This window comes from Stenotrophomonas sp. STEN087, from assembly GCF_056759115.1.
In genome coordinates this window covers 1-24,182 of record NZ_JBRRCR010000037.1, presented here as the reverse complement: position 1 = coordinate 24,182, position 24,182 = coordinate 1, and the positions used below count along the sequence as shown (strand labels likewise).

The following is a 24,182-nucleotide window of genomic DNA, read 5'->3' as shown; positions in this document are numbered from 1 at the left end:
TTCAGGTGCCTCATGGATACCGAGCTCTCGCCGAAAGCTGCCGAGATCGTCGCCTACACCCGTATTCTGCTCGAGTCTGGCGGCTACAACAGTTTCAGCTATGCAGACATCGCAGCGCAGGTAAACATCAGCAAGGCCAGCATCCACCACCACTTCCCCACCAAGGTCGATCTGGTCCGGGAGGTCGTGGCGCGCTACCGCGCCGAAGCCCGTGCCGGCCTGGCGCTGCTGGAAGGCCAACTGGACAACCCACTGGGCGAGCTGACCGCCTATTCGGACTACTGGTCCAGCTGCATCCTGGGCGGCACGTCCTCGTTCTGCATCGGCGCGATGCTGGCCGCCGAGCTGCCCACGCTGCCGCCCGAAGTCGCGGCCGAGGTGCGCGGGCATTTCGATGACCTGAGCCAGTGGCTCACCTCGACGATGACGCGGGGCCTCTCCCGGGGCCAGCTGCAGCTGCATGCGACGCCACAGGTGGAAGCCCGCACCTTCATGGCCGCGGTACATGGTGCGATGCTCGCCGCGCGTGGCCTGGGCGAACCGGCGGCGTTCGAGTCCCTGGTCCGGGTGTCGCTTGATCGCCTGGCCCCGGCCGCCTGATCCCCTTCGACCCCACGGGAAGCGTGCTCCATGGCGACGACACTGCAGAAGCAGATAGCCTTCCTTCGCGAGATCGACCAGCTGAAGAGCGTGGTTCGCCAGTCTCCCCTGCTCGACCGCAGCCGGCGTGAGAACTCGGCCGAACATTCCTGGCACTTGGCGATGTACGCACTGGTGCTGGTTGAGCACGCCGCGGAAGCGGTCGATGTGCAACGCGTGCTGACCATGCTTCTGCTGCACGACATCGTCGAGATCGACGTGGGTGACATGCCCATCCATGGCGGCACCAGTGCCGCCCATCAGGCGCAGCTGGAGGCCGTTGCCGCCCAGCGGCTTTTCGGCATGCTGCCGCAGCCACAGGGCGAGGACATGTTGGCGCTGTGGCATGAATTCGAAAGCGCGCGCAGCGCCGACGCCAGGTTTGCAAAGGCGTTGGATCGCTTCCAACCCCTGCTGGCGAACATATTCGCAGGCGGCGGGACCTGGACGGAGAATGGCGTCTCCATGGAACAAGTGCTCGAGCGCTATGGTCCGGTCATCCGCGAAGGCGCGCCGAGCCTGTGGGCACTCTGCGAACAGTGGGTCATCGAGCACTTCCAAAGCCACCCGGCGCCCCGCTGAAGCCCAGGAAATGAACAGAAGGCAACCCGGCGCGGAGCCCTGACGGAAACTGATTGACGACCTACCTACTGGTAGGCAAGCATGCACGTCGTTGGCCTACCTATTGGTAGATAGACTTCCGCCCACCCACGTTTCTTCCTTTCGAATCCGGAGAATTTCATGACTGCCACCGCCCCTTCCGTTTCCCCGGCAAGTGCCTGGCTCCAGCGCTACTACTTCCTGCGCGCAGGCGTATCCATTGCGTGGATCGCCTTGGCCGTTGTGGTTGGCCGGCAGAACGCAGCCGTAGGTGCGGTGCTGCTGGTGCTGTACCCGGCATGGGATGCGCTGGCGAACTACATCGATGCCCGCCGCACCGGTGGCTTGGGTGCGAACGGCACGCAGATGTTCAACTTCATCGTCAGCGTGGTAACTGCCATTGCCATCGGCGTTGCCCTCACTTCCGGCATGGTCGCCACGATCAAGGTCTTCGGTGTCTGGGCGATCCTCTCCGGCCTGCTGCAACTGGCTACCGCGGTGCGTCGCTGGAAGAGCGCAGGTGGCCAGTGGGTCATGATCCTCAGTGGCGCACAATCGGCGGCCGCCGGCGCGTTCTTCTTCAAGCAGGCCAGCAGTGGCATCGCCCTGGATGTCACCACGGTGGCCCCCTACGCCGGCCTGGGCGCGTTCTATTTCCTGCTCTCGGCCATCTGGGTGACCATCAAGAATGCGCGCGCACGTTCGGCCGTCAAATCGGGCTGAGTCTGTGAGCCATCTACGCCGTCGCTATCGTGTTGTACGTGCGCACAGCGTCGCTCTGGCCGTCCCGCTGAGCGTGGAAGACCAGGCGGCCCAATCCATGCCGGATGCCAGCCCGACCAAGTGGCATCTGGCACATACCAGCTGGTTCTTCGAAACGTTCCTGCTGGCGCCGCACCTGCCGGGGTACGCTGCGTTTGATCCAACGTTCGGCTACCTCTTCAACTCGTACTACGAAGGCGCCGGCCCCCGGCTGCCGCGTGCAGAACGCGGCCTGATGACACGCCCCTCCGCCCACGATGTACTGGCGTATCGCGCCCATGTCGATGCTGCAATGGACCGGCTGCTTCACGCGTTGCCGGCGGCCTGCACCGGACTGGTCGAGCTTGGCCTGGCACATGAGGAACAGCATCAGGAACTGATCCTCATGGACGTGCTGCACCTGTTCTCCCGATCGGCGCTGTCGCCTGCGTATCGACCGGAACTCCCCTCCCGCGCGCAGCCTGCCGCGCCTATGCAATGGGCCGACACCGCCGGGGGGCTGGTGAACATCGGCGCGACGGGCGACGACTTCGCGTTCGACAATGAAATGCCGCGCCACACGGTCTTCCTGCCCTCCTTCGCGCTTGCCGATCGCCTGGTCAGCAATGAGGAATGGTTGGCCTTCATGGCCGATGGCGGCTACCGGCGGCCTCTGCTTTGGCTGGCCGATGGCTGGGCAACCGCGCAAGCGCAGGGCTGGCAGGCACCGCTCTACTGGCGCGATGAAGGCGACCACTGGAGCACCCTGACGCTGCAGGGCCGCACCCCATTGGATCCACACGCCCCCGTGCGCCACGTGAGCTACTACGAGGCTGACGCCTACGCTCGCTGGGCCGGTGCGCGCCTGCCAAGCGAAGCCGAGTGGGAGCACGCTGCGACGACGCTGCCCAACCTGGGCGGCCTCTACGACCAGGCATGGCAATGGACCTGCAGCGCCTACCATGCCTACCCCGGCTTCCGCGCGCCGCCTGGAACCGTGGGCGAGTACAACGGCAAGTTCATGGCAGGCCAGATGGTCCTGCGCGGTGGTTCCTCGATCACCCCTCCCGGACACGCAAGGGCGAGCTACCGCAATTTCTTTGCGCCTGCCCAGCGCTGGATGTTCAGTGGCGTGCGCCTGGCACGCGACAACGATCCTGCCGTGCCCGCAACGTCAAATGCGTTCCTCGATGACGTGCTTCGTGGTTTCTCGGCGACCCCGAAAAATGTGCCGGCCAAATACTTCTACGACGAAGAAGGCTCGCGCTTGTTCGAGGCGATCTGCGCCACGCCCGAGTACTACCTTACCCGCACCGAACTGGCCCTCCTGCGGTCTTCGGCGGCCGACATCGCCCGCCACATCGAACCCGGAACCGTGCTCGTAGAGTTCGGCAGCGGCGCCAGCCTGAAAACACGCGTCCTTCTGGATGCTTCACCGCACCTCGGCGCTTACGTACCCATCGACATCAGCACGTCCGCGCTTGCGCAGGCGGGTGCGGCCATCGCACGTGACTATCCCCATCTGCAACTGGCCGCACTGGCAGGCGACTTCACCCAGGCCGTCACCCTGCCCGGGCTCGCTGATGGACATGCGCGGCTGGGCTTCTTCCCGGGGTCTACGCTGGGCAATTTCAGCCCCGGGGAATCGGTCGCGCTGCTGTCGCATCTGCGCAACCTCCTGGGGTCGGGCGCCCAGCTTCTGATCGGCGTGGATCTGGTAAAGGACAAAGAAACGCTGTTGGCTGCGTACGACGATGCCGCCGGCATCACCGCAGCCTTCAACCGCAATCTGCTGGTGCGGATCAACGACGAACTGGGCGCCAACTTCGATCCGGGTGCATTCCTGCACCGTGCGCATTGGAATGCCAGCGAGTCCCGCATGGAGATGTGGCTGGTCAGCCGCCGCGAGCAGGCGGTACGGATTGCAGGCCATCCTTTTCACTTCGCACTTGGCGAAGGACTGCACACCGAGAGCTCCCACAAATTCACGCCCCAGCGCCTGGCGGCGATCGCAGAATGTGCCGGCTGGAGCGTGGAGGATCAGTGGCTGGACCATGATCTGCCTTACGGGCTGTTCCTGCTGTCGTTGGCCTGAGGGGAAACGACGCCAGCCATGATGCTGCGCAGCTCAGCCACCTGATGCGGCCATGGCCTGCGCGCGGGCCTGGGCCGCTGCGACGGCCGCGTCCAGCATTGCTGGCCAGCCGCCCTCGGCCAGCACCGCCAGCGCGGCCTGCGTGGTTCCGCCGGGAGACGTCACCTGCGCCCGCAGCTGCGCAGGTGTCGTGGCAGAGGCCTCCAGCATGCGCGCTGCGCCCAGCAGCGTCTGCTGGGCCAGCTGCCGGCTGCTGTCGGCCGGCAGGCCGCGCACTTCGGCGGCCCGCTGCAGGGCTTCGGCCAGCAGGTACAGATACGCCGGGCCACTGCCAGCCACCGCCGTCGCCGTGTCCATCTGCGCTTCGTCGCCCAGCCACACGGTCGTCCCGCAGCCACGGAACAGCGCTTCCACCTGTGCACCTGCCGCGTCAGGCAGCGCACCGCCGGCATGCAGTGCGGTGATGCCCGCGCCGATCGCTGCAGGCTGGTTGGGCATGCTGCGCACACTGACATCGATGCCCAGCCACTGCTGCAGCCGGGCGTGGGTAACGCCGGCCATGATCGACACCACCTGCGGCGAGACCGCAGCGGCCGTGGCGGCCAGCGCGCGGCACACTGCTTCGGCGGCCTGTGGCTTCACTGCCAGCACCCACAGCGGTGCCCGCTGCGCCGCCTGCGTGGCCTGTTCCACCACCTGCACGCCGAGCTCGGCAGACAGGCCCTCGCGGATGCCCGGCAAGGGATCGGCCACCACCATCCGCGCGGGGTCCTGGCCTTGCCGCAACAGCCCCTGCAGCAGGCAGCGCGCCATGTTGCCACCACCGATGAACGCGATATCGGCAGCCGCCTTCATCGCACCGGCTCCGTGCCCAGCTGGCTGTCCAGCCAGTCCAGCACGCGCTGCTGGACATCACGGCCGTGCGCCTGCTCGAAGAACCAGTGCGGCCCGCGCGGGTACGTCACCATCTCCACCGGCGTGCCATTGAAGCGCAGCGCGCGGTACAGCATCTCGCCCTGCGACAGCGGCACGCGCTTGTCCTGTTCGCCGTGCAGGATCAGCACCGGCACGCGGATGTTGCTGGCATGGCGGATCGGCGAATGCTGGTCGTAGACGCTGCGGTTGCGCAGCGGATCGCCAAAGTAGCCGGGCAGGTAATCCGGCGTATCGGTGGTCAGCGCCATCGCACCGATGTCGATGACCCCGGCCCCGACGATCGCGGTCTTGAAGCGCGGGCTGTTCGCCACCGCCCAGGCCGCCATGTAGCCGCCATAGCTCCAGCCCCCGATCGCCAGCCGCTGCGGATCGACGACGCCTTCCTTCTCCAGCAGGTCCACGCCGTCGAGGATGTCCTGGAAATCACCGCCGCCCCAATCGTTGCGCGCCCGCTCGGCGAACGCGCGGCCGCCGCCTTCGGAGCCGCGCGGGTTGGGCAGGAACACCGCATAGCCGTGCGTGGACAGCAGCTGCGCCCAGTCGTGCCAGGAACCCAGCCACCCCGACCACCACGCCCATGCCGGACCGCCATGGCCCTGCACCAGCGTCGGCAGCGGCGTGCCGGGCTTCCAGCCGGGCGGCGTGACCAGCAGGCCGGTGATCGGCAGGCCATCACGCGAGGAGGTCCACGCCAGTTCACGCACGTTGCCATGTGCCCAGCCCGCAACTTCCGGGTGGTGGTCGCTGCGCACCGCCAGCGTTGCGCCCTGCTGCAGCCAGACTTCCGCCGGCTGGCTGTTGCCGATGCCCAGGTAGGCGCTGCGCCCGCTGCGCGTGGTGGTGAACGCGGCGAAGGGAATCTGCGGCCGCGCCAGTTCCGTCCAGCGGCCATTGGCTGCATCCAGGCGCAGGAAGGCACCGCGCACGCCGCGCTGGCCCAGCCCCAGCAGGTGCCCGTCGTCCTGCCAGCGCGCCAGCCACAGCGTACCGTTCCAGTCCGCCCCCAGCACCGTGCGCTGGCCGCTGCCGATGGCATGCACGGTGATGTCGGCGGTCATGCCGTGCTCGCCGAGGTGGCCGTACAGCAACCGCGTACCGTCGGGCGACCACTGCAGCGGATGCGCCGACGCTCGCGGTTCCAGCTCGGCCTGCTGCGCACCGCTGCCGGCATCCACCAGCACCACCTGCGAGCGGTACCAGAAGTCATTCAGCGTGGTGCCCTGCGAAACGCGCAGCGCCAGCGTGCGCCCGTCCGGCGACCACGCCAGGTCATGCACCTGCCGCCCGGGCGCGCTCAGCACGCGGGTCTGGCCGCTGCGCAGATCGCGCAGCCAGACGCGGCTGAACGTGGTGGGATGGTCCACGCGCCGCGCATCGTCCCTGGCCTCGCCGGCTGCGGTGGTGGCCGCATCGGGGACATCGGCCGACAGATAGGCGATGCGCGTACCATCACGTGATACCTCGAAAGCGCTGACATCGCCCTCTGCACGGGTCAGCAGCTGCGGCGCACCGCCCTGCGCATCCACGCGCCAGACCTGCGCGCTGCCCAGCGAGGCATGCTCCACGTCGGCCGGCAGCGCGCGGGTGGAGATGAAGTCCAGGTAGCGGCCATCGGCGCTCCAGCGTGGATGCTCTTCGCTGGCAGTGTCTGCGGCGGGCAGTTCCTTCGCGGTTGCCTTGCCACTGGCCGGTACCCACCAGATGCGGCTGCGCGGCGGCTTGCCCTGCGGCTGTGGCGTGCCGACCGTATAGGCGATGCGGCTGCCGTCCGGGCTGATCTGCGGGTCGCCCACCACCTTCAGCGCCATGATCGCCTGCGGGGTCGGCAGCACCGGCGCCGCCGGGGCGGCAGCCAGCGATGGCAGTGCGACCGCCACGCACAGGCAGGCGCACCACATCCGGTTCAACAACAGGCTCATGCAGGGTTCCCTTGTGTGGCAGGCGACAGCAGATGCTGGCGCACCCATTCGGCGCCACGGCCGATGGCATCGTTTGCCAGTGCGGACACCGCCATGGCTTCGATGAAACTGTGCGGCGCGCCGGGATAGACCTGGCTGTCGACCGTTACCCCAGCATCGCGCAGGCGCTGCACCATCGCCTGGTTCTGCTCGGCCAGCACGTCGCGGTCGCCCCACAGCAGCAGCGCAGGCGGCAGCCCGTGCAGCGCGGCATGCAGCGGCGCCGACAGCGGACCGGCCACGGCCTGCGCATCCGCGCCAAGGTAGGCGGCCCAGAACTCATCCATTTCCGCCCCGCTGAGCATGTCCTGCGGCTGGCCCAGCTGCTGCCGCGCCTGTTCGGACAACTGCGGTGTCCATGCACCGTAGTTCAGTACCAGCGCCTGTATGCAACCGGGATCGCCGGCATCGCGCAGGCGCAGGGCGCTGGCCACGGCCAGGTTGGCACCGGCCGAATCACCGCCCAGCGCCAGCCGCTGGCCATCGATGCCGAAGCGCGCGCCTTCGCTGCGCAGCCACTGCAGCGCGATCACCGCCTGGTCCAGCGCTGCCGGGTACGGGTGCTCGGGTGCCAGGCTGTAATCGATGGCCACCACCGGCAGCTGCGCGCGATCAGCGTATTCGCGCAGCAGGCGGTCATGCGTATCCAGCCCGAACATGCACCAGCCGCCGCCGTGCAGATAGACCAGGGCGGGCGACGGCGCGGCCGGCTGCTGCTGCGGGTTCAGCACGCGCAGCTGGAACGGCCCGTACGCGGAGTCCAGCGGCACATCCACGCTGTCGCGCATGCGCGGGCCGCCCTCGCGCCAGGGCGCACGCGCCTGTGCGGCAATCACCCGGCGCTGCGGCCAGTCCAGCGTGCGTCCGGCGCGCAGGCGCGCACCTTCGTTGCAGACATCTTCGATGAAGCGGCGGATCTGCGGGTCCAGCGCATCCAGGCTGCGGCTCATGCGTCCTCCCCGCGGCCGGCGGCGAAGTCGATCATCCAGTCCGCCAGCGCGTGCTCGCCACCGGCCTGCAGGCCGGCCAGCAGCTGCGCGAAGTCGTGCCGCGCTTCGTCCTGGCCCAGCTTGAAGGTGGCGCGCACCTCGCGCACCTCACCGCGCAGCGCCACCACGCCGCTGGCCAGCCGCGCATAGCGCTCGCCCATTTCCTGCAGCGACCACGCCTTGGCACGGCCAGCTTCCATCTGCGTGATCAGCGCATCCAGCTCGTTGCGGATGTCCGCGTCCTGCGTACTGACAGCAACATCCAGCTCGAACATCGCCGCAGCATAGTTCCAGCTCGGCGCCTGGGTGCGGTCATCCAGCCAGCTGGGCGAGACGTAGGCATGCGGCCCCATCAGCAGCGCCTGTGCGCGGCCGTCGCGCTGCAGCCGTGCCACGTGCGGGTTACGCTTGGCCAGGTGGCCGCGCAGGGCCACCAGCCGGCCGTGTGCATCGCACTCGGCACGCAGCGGCAGAGGGGTGAAGGCCGCATCGTCGCCGCCGGTGGACACCAGCCAGGCGAAGGGTTGGCTGGCTAGCAGATGCAGCACGTCGTCCTGGTTGCGGGCGGCGTAGCGGCTGTCGCGGGCATGGCCCATCAGTAGAGCTCCATCAGTGGGGTTGGTCCAGTGCGCTGGCCACGGACACCGCAGGCCAGCGGTCGCGCCATGGCGCGGCCTGTTCAAGTTCGGCGGCCAGCTGCAGCAGCAGGGGCTCCTGCCCGCGGTCGGCGGCAAACTGCATGCCCACCGGCAAGCCGTCACGGTGGCCCACCGGCAGCGAGATGGCCGGCGTGCCGGCCAGGTTCTGCAGTGGCGTATAGCTGATCCACTCGAACATGGCTGGCAGCAGCGAGTCGAAGTCGCGGTCCGGGGCGAGTGCGCCCAGCGGCGGCGGCAAGGTGCGCACGGTCGGGGTCAGCAGCACGTCGTAGTGCTGGTGGAACTGGTTGAATGCCGCTGGCAGTGCCGCCAGCACCGCATAGGCCTGCTCCAGCTCGGGCACGCCACAGTGCTGGCGGTGGAAACGCGCCAGGCCGTGCGTCCATGGTTCCAGTGCATGTGCCGCGAAGTCATCGCCGCCCTGTGCCACCGCCAGTTCGACCGCATCCAGCCCCAACCGCGACCACAGGGTGTAGAGGGCCTGCCAGACCTCACGGCCCGGCAGCGGGTAGGTGGTGGCCTCCACTGCATGGCCCAGCGCCGCGCACAGCTGCACGGTCTGCTCCAGCACGGCCGCCACCGCCGGATCCGGTGCCAACCCCGGCAACGATTCACTGATGACGCCGATGCGCAGCCGGCGCGGCGGCTGCAACCAACCGCGCGGGTCCAGCCCGGCGCGGGGATGGGCCGCACTGAACGCCCACGCGGTATCGCGCACGCTGCGCGACATCAGGCTGTCGGCCACGATCAGGTCTTCAATGGCATGCCGTCCGCGCACCATCACCGTGCCGCCGCGCCCCGGCTTCAGCCCGACCACGCCACAGGCCGACGCCGGAATGCGGATGGAACCGGCGCCATCACTGCCATGCGCCAGCGGCACGATGCCCGCGGCCAGCGCCGCGCCGGCCCCGCCACTGGAGCCACCGGGCGAGTACGCGGGGTGCCACGGGTTGCGGGTGACCGGCCCGAGCAGCGGCTCGGTCGATCCCATCAGGCCGAACTCGGGCATGGCACTCTTGCCGATGGCCACCAGCCCAGCCGCATCGAAGCGCTGCGCGAACGGCAGCGCATCCAGCGCCGGCACCGCGCTGCGCGAGCGTGAACCGCCACGCGTGGGCATGCCCGGGTAGCGCAGTGAATCCTTCGGCAGCCACGCCACGCCGGCCATGGGTGCATCGCGGCGCACGCGCGATGCGTGCTCCAGCGCCGCATCGGCATCGACATGGCTGAGTGCGCCCAGCATCGGGTCCAGGTGGCGCACGCGCGTGAGTGCCGCAGCAACCAGTTCGCGCGGTGAGAGTTCGCCGGCACGCACCAGCGCGTGCTGGTCGTGCGCATCCAGATGGCCCAGCTGCAGTGCCTGGGCCAGCGGAAAATCATCAAGGGTCATGCCATGGGTTCCTGAAGCCGGCGGCGCGCACGGCGCTGCCCGTAGAAGACATAGATGGCCGCACCGGCCAGCACGTAAACCAGCAGGATGCTGGCCGGCAGCACATCGCCGCGGCGGACCTGGGCCAACATGTCGCCCAGCACCGGCACCATCATCGCCACGCACATCACGATGCCCAGCACCGGTACAACGCCCAGCCACACGCCGCCGATCCAGACCCCGCCCAGTGGCACGCGGAAGCCGCCACGCAGCTCTGGACGGGTGGAGCGCAGCCACATCACCGCGATGCACACCACGATGAACGCCGAGGCGATGCCCAGGCAGATCAGGTCGCCCAGGATGCTGATCGGCAGCAGCGCGGCCAGCAGTGCACTGGCGCTGCCGAATGCCACGCTGGCCAGCCACGGTGTGCCGAGCGTGGGGTGCACGCGGGTGAAGAACGCCGGCAGCAGGCCATCGCGCGCGATGCTCAGGCTGATGCGTGAGGCGCCGTAGGCGTTGGCCAGCAGCACCGAGCCCAGCCCGGTCAGCGCGCCGATCTTGATCAGCACCGCAAACCCCGGCCAGCCGATGCGGTCCACCGCCAGCGCAACCGGGTCCGGCACGCCCAGCTCGCGGAACGGCACCAGCCCGGTCAGTACAGCACCGGCCGCCACGTACAGCACGGTGCACACCACCAGCGAGCCGAGGATGCCCACCGGCACGTCACGCCGTGGCTGGCGCGCTTCGGCGGCGGCCATCGAGACAGTCTCAAAGCCCAGGTAGGCAAAGAACAGCATGGCCGCTGCACGCAGCACGCCGGGCCAGCCGTAGGCGAAGCCGCCCTCGTTGGCCGGCAGGAACGGCTGCCAGTGCGCAGCGTCGATGAACTGCGAACCGACTGCGATGAAGGCCAGCAGCACCGCGATCTTGATCAGCACCAGCACCAGGTTGGCCAGTGCCGAGCGCCCCACCCCGGCAATCTGCACGGCGGCAGCGGCCAGCACCGCCAGCGCTGCCACCGCATTGATGCCGCCGCTGAAGGACAGCACGGTATGCCCGCCCTGCGCGGTGGCGGTCACGCTGGACACCGCCAGCCCCAGCGGCACGGCCACGTGCAGATCGCCCAGCAGGCTGGTGAGGTAACCGGCAAAGCCGGCGGCCACCGCGGCGGCGGCCAGCAGGTATTCCAGGATCACCATCCACGCCAGCGCCCATGCCGCGCCTTCGCCCAGCGTCACCTGGCAGTACGAATACGCTGAGCCGGACACCGGGATGACCGATGACAGTTCGGCATAGCACAACCCGGTGAAGCCGCAGGCCAGCGCCGCCAGCACGAAGGCCAGCACCACCGCCGGGCCGGCGAAACTGGCCGCGGCAGTGCCGGTCACCACATAGATGCCGGCGCCGAGGATGTTGGCGATGCCCAGCACCAGCAGGCTGCCGGCACCCAGCCGGCGCTGCAGGCCGGCGCGCTCGCCGTCGGCCACCACCGCCTCCAGCGATTTGCGCCGCGCTGCCAGTTGCCAGCGCCCGATTGAACGTTGCTGCACGCGGCCGCTCCCGTCCATCGTCTCAGTAACGCCAGTGCACGGTGACGCCGACGGTGCGCGGCCGCACCAGGCCTTCGCCGATGCCGTTGGTTTCGGTCACGCTGCGGGTGATGCCTCGCTTGTCGGTCAGGTTGCTGCCGAACAGGGTGACATCGGTGTTGCCGAAGGTCATGCGGTAGCGCAGGTCGAACAGGTTGTAGTTGCCCTGGCGGTTGGGCGTGATGCCCGGCACGGCCGAGTTCAGGTCGCTGATGCCACCGCCCACGTACTGGTGTGACAGCGACAGCGTCGGCGAGAAACGCGCATCGAAGTGCCAGCTGAGCAGGTTGCTCACCGTCCAGTCGGCCGAGCCCGGCAGCTGAGATCCCTTCGGCGCGGTGCCGTAGTACAGGATGAACAGATCCTCATCCAGGCGGGCGCGCTGCCAGGTGGTCGATGCCTGCCATTCGAAGGCGTCGACCGGGCGCCAGGTGGCGGACAGTTCCACGCCACGGCTGTAGGCCTTGCCGCCATTGCTGGCGTAGTTGAACAGGTCCGGCGTCTGCAGCCGCAGCTGGATGTCCTTCCAGTCCACGTAGAACAGCGTGGCATCCAGCAGCAGGCGCCCGCCGGCCCAGCTGGTGCGCGTACCCAGCTCGTAGTTGACCAGGCTGTCACTCTTCGACCCGGACGGGACCGGGTAGGCGCTGAGTCCGGCGGTGTTGGGCTCGCCGAAGCGGAAGCCCTCGGACACCAGGCCGTAGACCATCACGTCCGGGTTCACCTGCCAGGTCAGGGAGACCTTCGGATTGAAGCCGTCTTCCTTGGTCTCCTGGGTCGACACCTTGGGCGCGCCCGGCCAGGTCGAGAAGCCCACCTGGGTGCTGACCGTGCGCACCTTGTTGCGGAACAGGCGGCCGCCGACGGTCAGCTTCCACTGCTCGTTGAAGTGCACGCTGCCTTCGCCGAACAGCGCCGCTTCCGAGCCGGACAGGTCGGTCAGGAAGCCGTTGAAGATCTGCCCGTCCGGCGCGATCACCGCGCCACTGCCGGGGCCGAACAACGGCGAACGGTCGAACGCGGCTGCCGCACCTTCCGCGCCCAGCTGCTCGTGCAGGCTCTTGTCCGAATCGAAGTACATGCCACCCACCAGCCAGTCGATGCGGCCACCCGGCTTGGAAGACAGGCGCAGCTCGATGGTCTTGCCGGTGCTTTCACCGCCGGAGGCGATGTACAGCGGCGCGGTCAGGTCCAGGCCCAGGTCGGCGTTGTAGGCCGCACGCACCGGCGTGTAGTCGAAGCGCCAGTCCTGTTTCTTTTTCTGGTAGGCCAGCAGCGCGGTCAGGTCGGCAAAGCCCAGGTCCTGGTCCAACCGCGCGCTGTGCACGGCCACCTTTGTATGGGTGTACTCGGGCAGCGCGGTGCGGCGCGTGAGGTCACCCAGTCCGGCAATCTGGTAACTGTTGTCATCGGTGTCGGTGTTCTGCAGCAGGCTCAGCCAGGTCAGGGTGGTGCCCTCGTTCGGGGTCAGCACCAGCGACAGCCGGCCACCATCAAGCGTGCTGCTGTTGGCGCCGTCCCTGCCGGTGCCGATGTTGTCGATGAAGCCGGGATCGTCGCGGTACTGCGCCACCGCACGCACCGCCAGCAGGTCCTGCTTGATCGGCACATTCACCATTGCCTTGCCGGCAAAGCCCACGTCAGCGTTGCGGGTCTGGCTGACGGTCGCTTCGGCAGCGGCATCGAAGGCGCCGGTATCGGCGATGTTGGCCACGTAGTTCACCGCCCCGCCCATCGAGGCCGACCCGAACAGCGTGCCCTGCGGCCCCCGCAATACTTCCACCCGGTTCAGGTCGAAGGCATCGATATCGGGAATGGCGATGGTCCAGCCCGGTTCGGTCAGCGGCACTTCGTTGAGGAAGTAGCCGGTCGTGGGCTGGCCCTGCACATTGCCAGCGCTGGTGGCGATGCCGCGCATCACCACATGCGAGACACCCGGCTGGTAGTTGTTGAAGACCACGCCGGGAGTGCGCTGGATGTAATCGGCCAGCGACTGCGCGCCGATGTCCTGCAGTTGCTGGTCGGTGACCGCCGAGACCGAACCGGCGATCTCACGCACCGATTCCTTCAGCTTGCCAGCGGTGACCACCACCGTGTCCAAGGTACGTGCCGGGTCAGCAGCGCCGGCGGGCGCCTCCTGCGCCCAGGCCGGGGCGGTAGCGAACAGGCCGAAACAACACGCGAAACGGACAGCATGGCTGAGCGGGCGAAGGCGGAGCTGCAACGGCATGAGACGGTCCCCCAGGTGGCGATGGACGTGGCGCCGGTCGCGCTCTGCGCAGCGGCAACCCACATGGCTGAGGTCGAGTGAACGTGAAAACAGCCACCGCTGTCCAGCAGAATCAACGGACACCGCACTAGCGACAACGTGTTGATTGAATTATGTTTATTTCATGGGGAGCCGTGGATGTGGCCGTTATCACATGTGAAATACGCAGGTTCTGCGGCCCGGCCCCTCAAATTGCGAACAAACTGCGGCGCGCTGCCGCACCGGGAAAGCCCTGATGACCGCCAAATCGCTGGACCGCACCGACCTGAAGATCCTCGACGTGCTGCAGCAGGATGCACGCATCACCAACCAGGCCCTGGCCGATCGTGTTGCGCTGTCGCCCAGCGCGTGCCTGGCACGCGTGCGCGCCCTGGAGGCCAAGGAGCTGATCCGCGGCTACCGCGCGCACGTGGCGGTGGACCGCATCCGCTCGGCCACGGTGGTGCTGGCAATGGTGTCCTTCAGGCGGCACGCACTGGAGGAGTTCACCGCCTTCGACCGGCGCATCCTGGGCATGCAGGAAATCGTCGAGGCCAGCCGCATTTCCGGCGAGTACGACTACCTGCTGCGGGTGATCGTCAACGATGTGCACCACTGGAAGGACATCGCGCGGCTGCTGCTGGGCGGCGACTACGGGGTGGAGAAGATCGTGTCGCAGTTCCTGATGGACGAGGTGAAGTCGTTCAGTGGCTACCCCCTGGGAGACGGTCCGACCGGGAAGCGCAGCAGCTGACAGGCGAATGAAACCGGAATGATCCAGCGCGCTCCACGCGGTCCGTCGTAACATTCATGGGCATGATCGCCGGTGCCCGGAGTGGCGTCGCAGCACGATCGCAGCAGAACACCCCGCTACTTGCCGCTTCTGACGGCAACCCGCCCTCACCCATCGAGACCGGACGCATTGCAAGCCACTGATTCAAAACAGAAGAGCAGCCCTTCCAAGGCCTCTACCGAACACACCCCGCTGATGAAGCAGTTCTTCGCAGCCAAGTCCGACTACCCGGACCTGCTGCTGTTCTTCCGCATGGGCGACTTCTACGAGCTGTTCTACGACGACGCCCGCAAGGCAGCGCGGCTGCTGGACATCACCCTCACCCAGCGCGGCAGCTCCGGCGGCGCGCCCATCCCGATGGCCGGCGTGCCGGTGCATGCCTACGAGGGCTACCTGGCCCGCCTGGTCGCGCTGGGCGAATCGGTGGCCATCTGTGAACAGATCGGCGATCCGGCCCTCGCCAAGGGCCTGGTCGAGCGCAAGGTGGTGCGCATCGTCACCCCCGGCACGGTCACCGACGAGGCGCTGCTGGACGAGCGCCGCGACACGCTGCTGATGGCGCTGTCGCGTACCAAACAGGGCTACGGCCTGGCCTGGGCCGACCTCGCCGGTGGCCGCTTCCTGGTCAACGAAGTGGAGACCGACGACGCCCTGGAAGCCGAGCTGGCCCGCCTGGAGCCGGCCGAGCTGCTGGTACCCGACGAAGAGAACTGGCCCGAGTTCCTGCGCCAGCGCACCGGCGTGCGCCGCCGTGCGCCGTGGCTGTTCGATGCGGACAGTGGCCGCCGCCAGCTGCTGGCCTTCTTCAAGCTGCACGACCTCAGCGGTTTCGGCATCGACGACAAGCCGCGCGCCACCGCGGCGGCTGGCGCCCTGCTCGGCTATGTCGAGGAAACCCAGAAGCAGCGCCTGCCGCACCTGACCTCGATCGCGATGGAAACCGCCGGTGAGGCGATCGCGATGAATGCCGCCACCCGCCGTCATCTGGAACTGGATACGCGCGTGGACGGCGACACCCGCAACACGCTGCTGGGCGTGCTCGACAGCACGGTGACGCCGATGGGTGGCCGCCTGCTGCGCCGCTGGCTGCACCGCCCGCTGCGCCTGCGCGAGGTGCTGGTGCAGCGCCACCATGCGGTGGAAACGCTGATCGACCGTGGCAGCGACGCCGACATCCGCGAGCAGTTCCGCCGCCTCGGCGATCTCGAACGCATCCTCACCCGCGTGGCGCTGCGCTCGGCGCGCCCGCGCGATTTCTCCACCCTGCGCGATGGCCTGGCCCTGCTGCCGGCCGTGCGCGAGGTGCTGGCGCCGCTGGATTCGCCGCGCCTGCAGACCCTGCACGCTGCACTGGGCGAGCACGATGAGTGCGCGCACCTGCTGGCCAGCGCCATCGCCGAGATGCCGCCGCTGAAGCTGAGCGATGGCGGCGTGCTGGCCGATGGCTTCGACGCCGAACTGGATGAACTGCGCCGCCTGTCCACCCACGCCGACCAGTTCCTGGTCGACCTGGAACAGCGCGAGCGCGAAAGCAGCGGCATCGCCACCCTCAAGGTCGGCTACAACCGTGTGCACGGCTATTACATCGAAATCAGCAAGGGTCAGTCCGACCGCGCGCCGGTGCACTACACCCGCCGGCAGACGCTGACCAATGCCGAGCGCTACATCACCGAGGAACTGAAGGCCTTCGAGGACAAGGTGCTGTCCGCGCGCGACCGTTCGCTGTCGCGCGAGAAGTACCTGTACGAGCAGCTGCTGGACACGCTTGGCGGCCAGCTGGAACCGCTGAAGCAGTGCGCCGCCGCGCTGAGCGAACTGGACGTGCTGGCCGCCTTCGCCGAACGCGCGCAGGCGCTGGACTGGGCGCGCCCGGAACTGCAGGCCGAGCCCTGCCTGAAGATCGAACGCGGTCGCCACCCGGTGGTTGAAGCCGTGCGCGAACAGCCGTTCGAGCCGAACGACCTGGACCTGCATCCGGACCGTCGCATGCTGGTCATCACCGGCCCGAACATGGGCGGCAAATCGACCTACATGCGGCAGAACGCGCTGATCGTGCTGCTGGCCCACATCGGCAGCTTCGTGCCGGCCAGCCGTGCGCTGATCGGCCCGATCGACCGCATCCTCACCCGCATCGGCGCCGGCGACGACCTGGCCCGCGGGCAGTCGACCTTCATGGTCGAAATGGCCGAGACCAGCTACATCCTGCACCACGCCACCGCGCATTCGCTGGTGCTGATGGACGAGATCGGCCGCGGCACGTCCACCTACGACGGCCTGGCCCTGGCCGATGCGGTGGCCCGCCACCTGGCCTACCAGAACCGCTGTTACACGCTGTTCGCCACCCACTACTTCGAACTGACCGCGCTCGCCGACGAGCAGCACGAAGGCGGCCGCAGCGGCATCGCCAACGTGCACCTGGATGCGGTCGAGCATGGCGAAGCGCTGGTGTTCATGCACGCGGTGAAGGACGGCCCGGCCAACCGCAGCTTCGGCCTGCAGGTGGCCGCGCTGGCCGGCCTGCCGCGCGCGACCGTGGCCCAGGCCCGCCGTCGCCTGGCCGAGCTGGAACAGCGCGGTGGCGAGAGCCATGCCGCCGAGGTCTCGCCGCAGGCGCTGGATGCACCGCAGCAGTTCGGCCTGTTCAGCGCACCGGCCAGCAAGGCGCAGGAGGCGCTGGCCGCGATCGACCCCGACGAGCTGACCCCGAAGCAGGCGCTGGAAGCCCTGTACCGGTTGAAGACGCTGCTGTAACCGCACCCGCCGGGCATGGCCCGGCGCTACCGCTGTAGAGCCGAGCCCACGCTCGGCTGCCTTCGCATTTCCGTCGTATACCCGGCGTTATGCTCGGGCGGTCCTTCCTTCACAGAACGGAGACCGCCGTGAACACCGAATCCCTCGCCGCGTCCCTCTTCCAGCAGCTGCAGCAGGGGCAAGGCCTGCAGCAGGTGTCCCAGCAGCTCGGCCTGGACAGCAGCCAGACCACCCAGGCGGTAGGCAGCGCCCTGCCGCTGCTGCTGGGCGCACTGGGCCAGAACGCCAGTGAACCGCAGGGCGCGCAGTCCCTGCTCAATGCGCTGCAGCGCGACCACCTGGGCGGCGGCAGCGGCGGTGGCGGTTTCGACCTGGGCGGCATCCTTGGCGCGGTGATGGGCGGTGGCAGCAGTGGCGCGACCGACGGCGCCGGCATCCTCGGCCATGTGTTCGGCGGCCAGCAGCCGCAGGCGGCCGAACTGCTCGGCCAGAAGACCGGCCTGGACAGCGGCACCACCGGCAAGCTGCTGGCCATCCTCGCCCCCATCGTCATGTCGTTCCTGGCCCAGCGCTTCGCCCAGCAGGGCAATGCCGGCGAACTCAGCTCGGCCCTTGGCCAGGAAACCCAGCACGCTGGCGGCGGTCTCGGCAGCCTGCTCGGTGGCGCATTCGACCAGGACGGCGACGGCCAGTTCGGCGCCGCCGACCTGCTCAAGCTCGGTGCCGGCCTGCTCAAGCGCTGATCGCGCACAACGGTCCAAGCCCTGCCCCCTGATAGGCCGCCACTATCACATCGGTTGAATCAATCGAATTTACCCACCAGTAGGCGCCACCTATGGTGGTCAGGCCTCCCCCGATTCCACCTTTCGCCAGTCCACAGGTAGACACCCATGAAAAGCGAAGCCAAGTGCCCGTTCAACCACGCCGTCGTCGGTGACGCGACGACCAACCGCGACTGGTGGCCGAACCAGCTGCGCGTGGACCTGCTCAACCAGCACTCCAGCCGCTCCAATCCGCTCGATGCGGGCTTCGATTACGCCACGGCCTTCAAAGGCCTGGACTACGCCGCGCTGAAGGCCGACCTGAAGGCACTGATGACCGATTCGCAGGACTGGTGGCCGGCCGACTTCGGCCACTACGGCGGCCTGTTCGTGCGCATGGCCTGGCACAGCGCGGGCACCTACCGCATCGGCGATGGCCGCGGCGGCGGTGGTCGCGGCCAGCAGCGCTTCGCTCCGCTCAACAGCTGGCCGGACAACGTCAGCCTGGACAAGGCGCGCCGCCTGCTGTGGCCGATCAAGCAGAAGTATGGCCAGGCCATCTCCTGGGCCGACCTGCTGATCCTCACCGGCAACGTCGCCCTTGAATCGATGGGCTTCAAGACGCTCGGCTTCGCTGGCGGCCGCCCCGATACCTGGGAACCGGACCAGGACGTGTACTGGGGCCGCGAAACCACCTGGCTGGGCGGCGACGTGCGCTACAAGCACGGCTCCGAGGGCGTGCAGGAAGACCACGGCGTGCTGGTGTCCGATGACGATGCCGACGGCGACGTGCATTCGCGCAAGCTGGAGAACCCGCTGGCCGCCGTGCAGATGGGCCTGATCTACGTGAACCCGGAAGGCCCGGACGGCAACCCCGACCCGGTGCTGGCCGCGCATGACATCCGCGACACCTTCGCCCGCATGGCGATGGACGACGAGGAAACCGTCGCCCTGATCGCCGGTGGCCACAGCTTCGGCAAGACCCACGGTGCCGGCCCGGCCGACAACGTCGGCAAGGAACCCGAAGCCGCCGGCCTGGAAAACCAGGGCCTGGGCTGGGCCAGCAGCTTCGGCAGCGGCAAGGGTGGCGACACCATCACCAGCGGCCTGGAAGTGACCTGGACGCGCACCCCGGCGCAGTGGAGCCACGACTTCTTCGAGATCCTGTTCGGCAACGAATGGGAACTGACCAAGAGCCCGGCCGGTGCCCACCAGTGGGTGGCCAAGAATGCCGACGCGGTCATTCCCGACGCGCACGATCCGTCGAAGAAGCATCGCCCGACCATGCTGACCACCGACCTGTCGCTGCGCATGGACCCGGCCTATGAAAAGGTCTCGCGGAAGTTCCTCGAGAATCCTCAGGCCTTCGCCGATGCCTTTGCCCGCGCCTGGTTCAAGCTGACCCACCGCGACATGGGCCCCCGTGCGCGTTACCTGGGCCCGGAAATCCCTGCCGAAGAATTCATCTGGCAGGATCCGGTGCCGGAAGCCAAGCACCCGCTCATCGACGCCAAGGACATCGCCGCGCTGAAGCAGAAGATCGCCGCGACCGGCCTCAGCGTCGCTGAGCTGGTGTCCACCGCTTGGGCCTCGGCCTCGACCTTCCGTGGCTCGGACAAGCGAGGTGGTGCCAATGGCGCGCGCATCCGCCTGGCCCCGCAGAAGGACTGGCCGGTGAACCAGCCGCAGCAGCTGGCCAAGGTGCTGGCCGCGCTGGAAAAGGTGCAGGCCGAGTTCAATGGCGGCGGCGACAAGCAGGTATCGCTGGCCGATCTGATCGTGCTGGCCGGTGGCGTGGGCATCGAACAGGCGGCCAAGGCCGGTGGCCATGAGGTCAGCATGCCGTTCACCCCGGGCCGTACCGATGCCAGCCAGGAACAGACCGACGTCGAGTCGTTCGCGGTGCTGGAACCGGTGGCCGATGGTTTCCGCAATTACCTCAAGGGCGCTTACAGTGTGCCCGGCGAGGCGCTGCTGATCGACAAGGCGCAGCTGCTGACCCTGACCGCGCCGGAGATGACCGCCCTGGTCGGTGGCCTGCGCGTGCTCGGCGCCAATGCCGACAACGGCAAGCACGGCGTGTTCACCACGCGCCCCGGCACGTTGAGCAACGACTTCTTCGTCAACCTGCTGGACATGGGCACGCAGTGGAAGGCCACGGGCCGCGAGCGCTATGAAGGCCGCAGCCGCGGCGATGGCAGCGCACGCTGGACCGGCACCCGTGCCGACCTGGTATTCGGTTCCAACGCCGTGCTGCGCGCACTGGCCGAGGTGTATGCCAGCGCCGATGGCGAGAAGAAGTTCGTGCAGGATTTCATCGCCGCCTGGACGCGGGTGATGGAGCTGGATCGCTACGACCTGCACGGTTGAGGTGATGCGGGTGGTCGCCGGGCATGGCCCGGCGAGCGCAGCGGTTGGGGGTTCAACGCGACCCGTCTTTCAACCGCTGCAGAATCGGCGCAAACAACGGCGCCTGCATCGACCGCGGCGGCTGTACCGCTTCGCCCTTCTCCACCGCCTTCCAGTAGGACCACGGCAGCGCCTTGTCGCCCAGCTCGTAATCCATCCCATCCCAGCCATCCTCACGGAAGGCATAGAACGCCCAGTGCACCTGCTGCTGCTCGGCCACCGCCAGCACGTCACGCAGGTAGGCCGCGCAATCCGGCCAGCGCCGCATGCAGCCGAACTCACCGATCACCATCCGGTTGGCGCCGATGCCGTGGGTCTTCGCCCAGTCCATCGGCTGCTGCAGGTAGCTGCGCACGTGCGACGCATCCCAACGCTTTTTCCCGGAGCCGAACGGCACCGTTGCCGGGTAGCGATACGGCGTGGTGCGCTTCTGGTTCGGCGCACTGGTCGCCGCATACGGTTCGTACATGTGCACGCTGTAGAGCAGCTTCGTATCGTCCAGCGGCGCCGGCCAGTAATCGAATGCATCAGCCGCCGCATACCAGCCGGCATCCAGCATCAGCGGCATGTCCGCGTCCACCGCACGCACGCTGGCGATCAGCCCCCGGTACAGCACCCGCAGATCGCGTGGACCTTTCTCAACACTGGCATACCACTGCCGCATCGCCGCGCGTGATGCATGCTCGGCCAGCGCAGTGCCGTACTCGGGCGCCGGCTCGTTGATCAGGTTGTAGGCGGCCAGCGCCGGGTGTCCCTTCAACGCCGTGGCCAGGTCGTGCCAGAAGCGCTGCGCCGGCAGGTGGTTGTCCATCGACTGCCACAGGCGCTGGTCGACCACGTCATCGTTCTTCTGCTTCCAGCGCAGCAGGGGCAGCGACAGCGGCACCAGCACCACCTTCAGGCCCGAGGCATCCGCGTCATCCAGCGCACGCCGCAGGGTTGCCACGTCGGCGGGCACCAGCCCCTGGTAGTGATCCGCATCGCCCATCAGGAAGTCGCGGCCGCCGGCACTTTTCCACTTGTCCGGGCTCAGCCGCACCCAGGTCGCGCCGGTGTCACGCAGCGCCTGGAAGTAGGCGCGGTCCGGCGGATTTTCGTTGAAGCTGTTGCCACCACGTTGTGGCGTGTCCCAGAAGGTGATGTCGGCGGCGAACGCCGGAGCGGCGGTGGCGAGGGCCAGGCACAGCAGGGTGCGGCGCAGGAACATGAGGGTCTTCCATGAAGAGGAAGATCCAACGTGCGGGGTGAAAACCGAATGCCGGCTGAGCGCGCGCAGGACGTCGCACGCCCGCCCGCTCCGGTGGGTGCGAACCGTTGGTTCGCACGCTCTCCGTCAAAGCGCGTCCAGATCACCCAGTGCGCGGATCAACCGACGCGCGCGCTTGTCCGGCTTGTGCTCCGGCGGCTGGAATCCATCGCGGGCGGCGATGCGCAGCGCACGCTGCTCGGCACGGCGCGCCTTGGAGGCTTCGCTTTCGGCATACAGCTGCTGCGCCACCGGCGCCGGACCGCGCTGGTCGCTGATGCCCAGCACCTGCAGCTCGAAATGCTCCTCGCCGCGGTCCACCTGCAACTGCTCGCCCACGCGCACCGCGCGCGAGGATTTCGGACGCTGACCGGCCACGGCCACCTTGCCGGTTTCAATGGCCTGCTTGGCCAGGCTGCGGGTCTTGTAGAAACGGGCCGCCCACAACCAGACATCCAGGCGGACACTGGGCGACAGCGGGGAAAGCTCGGACATCGGCAGGTACTACTCCGTGCGCTTGTTCAGGGGTCGCGGGTTGCTGGGGTCGGTGCGGCAGCCACTGCCCCCCATCAACGTCGGCGTGCCCGCCAGGTCCTGGCGCTGGTTGCCGACCAGGCACTCAGCGCGGTCGGCGGGCCGCACCTGGGCATCACCCAGCCGGTCACCCGTCGAACATGCGGCCAGCGCGGCCACGATCAAGGCCCCCACGCTGTACCGCGCCATCTGTCGTCGTTGATCCATTGCCACACCCCGCAGACGGGCCTGGTGCTAGTGTGCTCCTCCCGGAAATCGATCACCAGCCCATGGCCAAAGCGCCGCTTGACCTCACCTCCGGCCCCATCGGCCGCAACCTGCTGCTGTTCGCGCTGCCGATCCTGGCGGGCAACATCGCCCAGTCGCTGAACGGTTCGGTGAATGCGGTGTGGGTGGGGCGCTATCTCGGCGAGGCGGCGCTGACCGCCACGGCCAACGCCAACAACATCATGTTCTTCCTGATCGGCTCGGTGTTCGGCTTCGGCATGGCCTCGACCATTCTGATCGGCCAGGCCATCGGTGCGCGCGACATCGCCCAGGCGCGGCGCGTGGTCGGTACCAGTGCCACCTTCTTCATCGGCCTGTCGGTGATCATCGCCATCGCCGGCTGGTTCCTGGCCCAACCGCTGCTGGCGGCGATGGGCACGCCGGCGGCTTCGCTGCCACTGGCCGAGGCCTACCTGCGCATCATCTTCCTGGCCATGCCCACGCTCTACGCGTTCGCCTTCCTCAGCGCCGCACTGCGCGGTGCCGGTGATTCGCGCACGCCGTTCCGCTTCCTGCTGGTGTCGGTGCTGCTGGACATCGCACTGAACCCGGTGCTGATCTTCGGCCTCGGCCCGCTCCCGGCACTGGGCATCGCCGGCTCGGCGTGGGCCACGCTGGTGTCGCAGACGCTGTCGCTGACCGGCCTGCTGCTGTACATGCGGCACAAGCGGCACATGCTGTGGCTGGGCCGTGCCGACATGCACCTGTTCAAGCTCGACCTGACCATCCTGCGTGCGCTGGTGGTCAAGGGCGTGCCGATGGGCCTGCAGATGGTCCTGATCTCGCTGTCGGTGATCCTGCTGATGACCATGGTCAACCAGTACGGCACGGCTACCGGCGCTGCCTATGGCGCGTCGCTGCAGCTGTGGAACTACGTGCAGATGCCGGCAATGGCGATCGGTGCGGCGTGTTCGTCGATGTCCGCGCAGAACGTGGGTGCGCAGCGCTGGGACCGCGTCCGCGGCACCGCGCGCAAGGGCATCCTCATCAACTTCCTGCTGACCGGTGCGCTGATCCTGCCGCTGGTGCTGCTGGACCAGTATTCGCTGGCGCTGTTCCTGCCGCAGGGCAGCGAGTCACTGCAGATCGCCCGCCACCTCAACCACGTCGTGATCGGATCGTTCCTGTTCTTCGGTGTCAGCTTCGTCATTTCCGGCGTGGTGCGCTCCACCGGCGCGGTCATTCCGCCGCTGCTGATCCTGGCCGCCTCGCTGTGGGGCGTGCGCGTGCCGTTCGCCGAGTTCCTGCAGCCCTACTGGGGCGCGGATGCGATCTGGTGGAGTTTCCCCGCCGGCTCGCTGGTGTCGATGCTGCTGTCGCTGGCGTATTACCGCTGGGGTGGCTGGCGCAAGGCGAAGATGATCACCCCGCCGCCAGCAGAACACGTGGCCACGCCGTCGGAAATTCCGGCGTGCCCGCCGTCACCGGTGGCGGACCCGGATGCGGTGACCCGGTAGCGGGGGGGGGGGGGGGGGGGCGGGCGGGGCGCGGGGGGGGGGGGGGGGTGGGGGGGGCCGGGGGCGGCGGGGGCGGGGGCCGCGGGGGCCAGGGCGGCGGGCGCGGCGGGCCCCAGACGCGGGCCGCGCCGCACAGTG

19 protein-coding genes are annotated in these 24,182 nt (G+C 68.3%); 9 read left to right on the top strand and 10 right to left on the bottom strand.

What is annotated here, in order from left to right; all coding sequences use genetic code 11:
* The first annotated feature begins 12 nt into the window (after positions 1-12).
* From ACVOK1_RS11685 to egtB, 4 genes are all read left to right on the top strand, one after another.
* A complete protein-coding gene (locus ACVOK1_RS11685; RefSeq protein WP_079221150.1) occupies positions 13-600 on the top strand; it encodes a TetR/AcrR family transcriptional regulator in 588 nt (195 codons plus the stop codon).
* A 30-nt stretch (positions 601-630) separates the two neighbouring features.
* Positions 631-1,221, top strand: coding sequence for an HD domain-containing protein (locus tag ACVOK1_RS11680; RefSeq protein WP_481562155.1), 591 nt, complete (start codon positions 631-633; stop codon positions 1,219-1,221).
* 159 nt (positions 1,222-1,380) lie between these two features.
* Positions 1,381-1,962 (top strand): DUF308 domain-containing protein, encoded by a 582-nt coding sequence (locus tag ACVOK1_RS11675; RefSeq protein ID WP_481562154.1) that lies wholly within the window; start codon positions 1,381-1,383, stop codon positions 1,960-1,962.
* Positions 1,928-4,075 carry an ergothioneine biosynthesis protein EgtB gene (gene egtB, locus ACVOK1_RS11670; protein WP_481562153.1) on the top strand — a complete coding sequence of 716 codons (2,148 nt, stop codon included), beginning with the start codon at positions 1,928-1,930 and terminating at the stop codon, positions 4,073-4,075. The genes ACVOK1_RS11675 and egtB overlap by 35 nt, the downstream gene beginning before the upstream one ends.
* 33 nt (positions 4,076-4,108) lie before the next feature.
* Here egtB and proC read toward each other — a convergent pair whose 3' ends face one another.
* From proC to ACVOK1_RS11635, 7 genes are read right to left on the bottom strand one after another with little or no spacing between them, the layout of a single operon-like run.
* Complete coding sequence (gene proC / locus ACVOK1_RS11665) at positions 4,109-4,930, bottom strand: pyrroline-5-carboxylate reductase (protein ID WP_481562152.1); 822 nt, start codon at positions 4,928-4,930, stop codon at positions 4,109-4,111.
* Positions 4,927-6,930 carry an alpha/beta hydrolase family protein gene (locus ACVOK1_RS11660; RefSeq protein WP_481562151.1) on the bottom strand — a complete coding sequence of 668 codons (2,004 nt, stop codon included), beginning with the start codon at positions 6,928-6,930 and terminating at the stop codon, positions 4,927-4,929. Before ACVOK1_RS11660 ends, proC begins: the two co-directional genes overlap by 4 nt.
* Complete coding sequence (locus ACVOK1_RS11655) at positions 6,927-7,919, bottom strand: alpha/beta hydrolase (RefSeq protein WP_481562150.1); 993 nt, start codon at positions 7,917-7,919, stop codon at positions 6,927-6,929. Before ACVOK1_RS11655 ends, ACVOK1_RS11660 begins: the two co-directional genes overlap by 4 nt.
* Positions 7,916-8,554, bottom strand: a complete 639-nt coding sequence (locus tag ACVOK1_RS11650) for an FMN-binding negative transcriptional regulator (RefSeq protein ID WP_108760102.1) — start codon at positions 8,552-8,554, stop codon at positions 7,916-7,918. Before ACVOK1_RS11650 ends, ACVOK1_RS11655 begins: the two co-directional genes overlap by 4 nt.
* Positions 8,555-8,567: 13 nt before the next feature.
* Positions 8,568-10,007: an amidase family protein gene (locus ACVOK1_RS11645; RefSeq protein WP_481562149.1), complete on the bottom strand. Its 1,440-nt coding sequence runs from the start codon at positions 10,005-10,007 to the stop codon at positions 8,568-8,570.
* The gene (locus ACVOK1_RS11640) at positions 10,004-11,539 is read right to left on the bottom strand and encodes an amino acid permease (protein WP_481562148.1); all 1,536 of its coding nucleotides are present in this window, start codon (positions 11,537-11,539) and stop codon (positions 10,004-10,006) included. Before ACVOK1_RS11640 ends, ACVOK1_RS11645 begins: the two co-directional genes overlap by 4 nt.
* 22 nt (positions 11,540-11,561) lie before the next feature.
* Complete coding sequence (locus ACVOK1_RS11635; RefSeq protein WP_481562147.1) at positions 11,562-13,808, bottom strand: TonB-dependent receptor; 2,247 nt, start codon at positions 13,806-13,808, stop codon at positions 11,562-11,564.
* Positions 13,809-14,082: 274 nt separating this feature from the next.
* Here ACVOK1_RS11635 and ACVOK1_RS11630 point away from each other — a divergent pair, with 274 nt between their 5' ends.
* The 4 genes from ACVOK1_RS11630 to katG all read left to right on the top strand — a co-directional run bounded on the left by ACVOK1_RS11630 (position 14,083) and on the right by katG (position 20,501).
* A complete protein-coding gene (locus tag ACVOK1_RS11630) occupies positions 14,083-14,580 on the top strand; it encodes an Lrp/AsnC family transcriptional regulator (protein ID WP_481562146.1) in 498 nt (165 codons plus the stop codon).
* A 234-nt stretch (positions 14,581-14,814) separates the two neighbouring features.
* Positions 14,815-17,370 carry a DNA mismatch repair protein MutS gene (gene mutS / locus ACVOK1_RS11625; protein WP_481562145.1) on the top strand — a complete coding sequence of 852 codons (2,556 nt, stop codon included), beginning with the start codon at positions 14,815-14,817 and terminating at the stop codon, positions 17,368-17,370.
* Positions 17,371-17,459: 89 nt separating this feature from the next.
* Positions 17,460-18,113 (top strand): DUF937 domain-containing protein, encoded by a 654-nt coding sequence (locus ACVOK1_RS11620; protein ID WP_481562144.1) that lies wholly within the window; start codon positions 17,460-17,462, stop codon positions 18,111-18,113.
* A 147-nt stretch (positions 18,114-18,260) separates the two neighbouring features.
* Entirely contained in the window at positions 18,261-20,501 is a 2,241-nt protein-coding gene (gene katG / locus ACVOK1_RS11615) for a catalase/peroxidase HPI (protein ID WP_481562143.1), read from the top strand.
* Positions 20,502-20,553: 52 nt separating this feature from the next.
* Here katG and ACVOK1_RS11610 read toward each other — a convergent pair whose 3' ends face one another.
* The 3 genes from ACVOK1_RS11610 to ACVOK1_RS11600 form a co-directional block, all read right to left on the bottom strand.
* On the bottom strand, positions 20,554-21,747 hold the full coding sequence (locus ACVOK1_RS11610; RefSeq protein ID WP_481562142.1) for a glycoside hydrolase family 5 protein: 1,194 nt from the start codon (positions 21,745-21,747) through the stop codon (positions 20,554-20,556).
* A gap of 126 nt (positions 21,748-21,873) precedes the next feature.
* Positions 21,874-22,281: an RNA-binding S4 domain-containing protein gene (locus ACVOK1_RS11605; protein WP_116864208.1), complete on the bottom strand. Its 408-nt coding sequence runs from the start codon at positions 22,279-22,281 to the stop codon at positions 21,874-21,876.
* 9 nt (positions 22,282-22,290) lie between these two features.
* A complete protein-coding gene (locus tag ACVOK1_RS11600) occupies positions 22,291-22,527 on the bottom strand; it encodes a hypothetical protein (protein WP_150455216.1) in 237 nt (78 codons plus the stop codon).
* Between the two features lie 62 nt (positions 22,528-22,589).
* Between ACVOK1_RS11600 and ACVOK1_RS11595 the strand changes: the two genes are divergently transcribed.
* Positions 22,590-24,044, top strand: a complete 1,455-nt coding sequence (locus tag ACVOK1_RS11595) for an MATE family efflux transporter (RefSeq protein ID WP_481562141.1) — start codon at positions 22,590-22,592, stop codon at positions 24,042-24,044.
* The last annotated feature ends 138 nt before the right edge of the window (positions 24,045-24,182 follow it).

Coding starts and splice junctions, on each gene's coding strand:
- ACVOK1_RS11685 (WP_079221150.1), top strand. CDS start 13: ATGGATACCGAGCTCTCGCCGAAAGCTGCCGAGATCGTCGCCTACACC.
- ACVOK1_RS11680 (WP_481562155.1), top strand. CDS start 631: ATGGCGACGACACTGCAGAAGCAGATAGCCTTCCTTCGCGAGATCGAC.
- ACVOK1_RS11675 (WP_481562154.1), top strand. CDS start 1,381: ATGACTGCCACCGCCCCTTCCGTTTCCCCGGCAAGTGCCTGGCTCCAG.
- egtB (WP_481562153.1), top strand. CDS start 1,928: ATGCGCGCGCACGTTCGGCCGTCAAATCGGGCTGAGTCTGTGAGCCAT.
- proC (WP_481562152.1), bottom strand. CDS start 4,930: ATGAAGGCGGCTGCCGATATCGCGTTCATCGGTGGTGGCAACATGGCG.
- ACVOK1_RS11660 (WP_481562151.1), bottom strand. CDS start 6,930: ATGAGCCTGTTGTTGAACCGGATGTGGTGCGCCTGCCTGTGCGTGGCG.
- ACVOK1_RS11655 (WP_481562150.1), bottom strand. CDS start 7,919: ATGAGCCGCAGCCTGGATGCGCTGGACCCGCAGATCCGCCGCTTCATC.
- ACVOK1_RS11650 (WP_108760102.1), bottom strand. CDS start 8,554: ATGGGCCATGCCCGCGACAGCCGCTACGCCGCCCGCAACCAGGACGAC.
- ACVOK1_RS11645 (WP_481562149.1), bottom strand. CDS start 10,007: ATGACCCTTGATGATTTTCCGCTGGCCCAGGCACTGCAGCTGGGCCAT.
- ACVOK1_RS11635 (WP_481562147.1), bottom strand. CDS start 13,808: ATGCCGTTGCAGCTCCGCCTTCGCCCGCTCAGCCATGCTGTCCGTTTC.
- ACVOK1_RS11630 (WP_481562146.1), top strand. CDS start 14,083: ATGACCGCCAAATCGCTGGACCGCACCGACCTGAAGATCCTCGACGTG.
- mutS (WP_481562145.1), top strand. CDS start 14,815: ATGAAGCAGTTCTTCGCAGCCAAGTCCGACTACCCGGACCTGCTGCTG.
- ACVOK1_RS11620 (WP_481562144.1), top strand. CDS start 17,460: ATGCTCGGGCGGTCCTTCCTTCACAGAACGGAGACCGCCGTGAACACC.
- katG (WP_481562143.1), top strand. CDS start 18,261: ATGAAAAGCGAAGCCAAGTGCCCGTTCAACCACGCCGTCGTCGGTGAC.
- ACVOK1_RS11610 (WP_481562142.1), bottom strand. CDS start 21,747: ATGTTCCTGCGCCGCACCCTGCTGTGCCTGGCCCTCGCCACCGCCGCT.
- ACVOK1_RS11605 (WP_116864208.1), bottom strand. CDS start 22,281: ATGTCCGAGCTTTCCCCGCTGTCGCCCAGTGTCCGCCTGGATGTCTGG.
- ACVOK1_RS11600 (WP_150455216.1), bottom strand. CDS start 22,527: ATGGATCAACGACGACAGATGGCGCGGTACAGCGTGGGGGCCTTGATC.
- ACVOK1_RS11595 (WP_481562141.1), top strand. CDS start 22,590: ATGGCCAAAGCGCCGCTTGACCTCACCTCCGGCCCCATCGGCCGCAAC.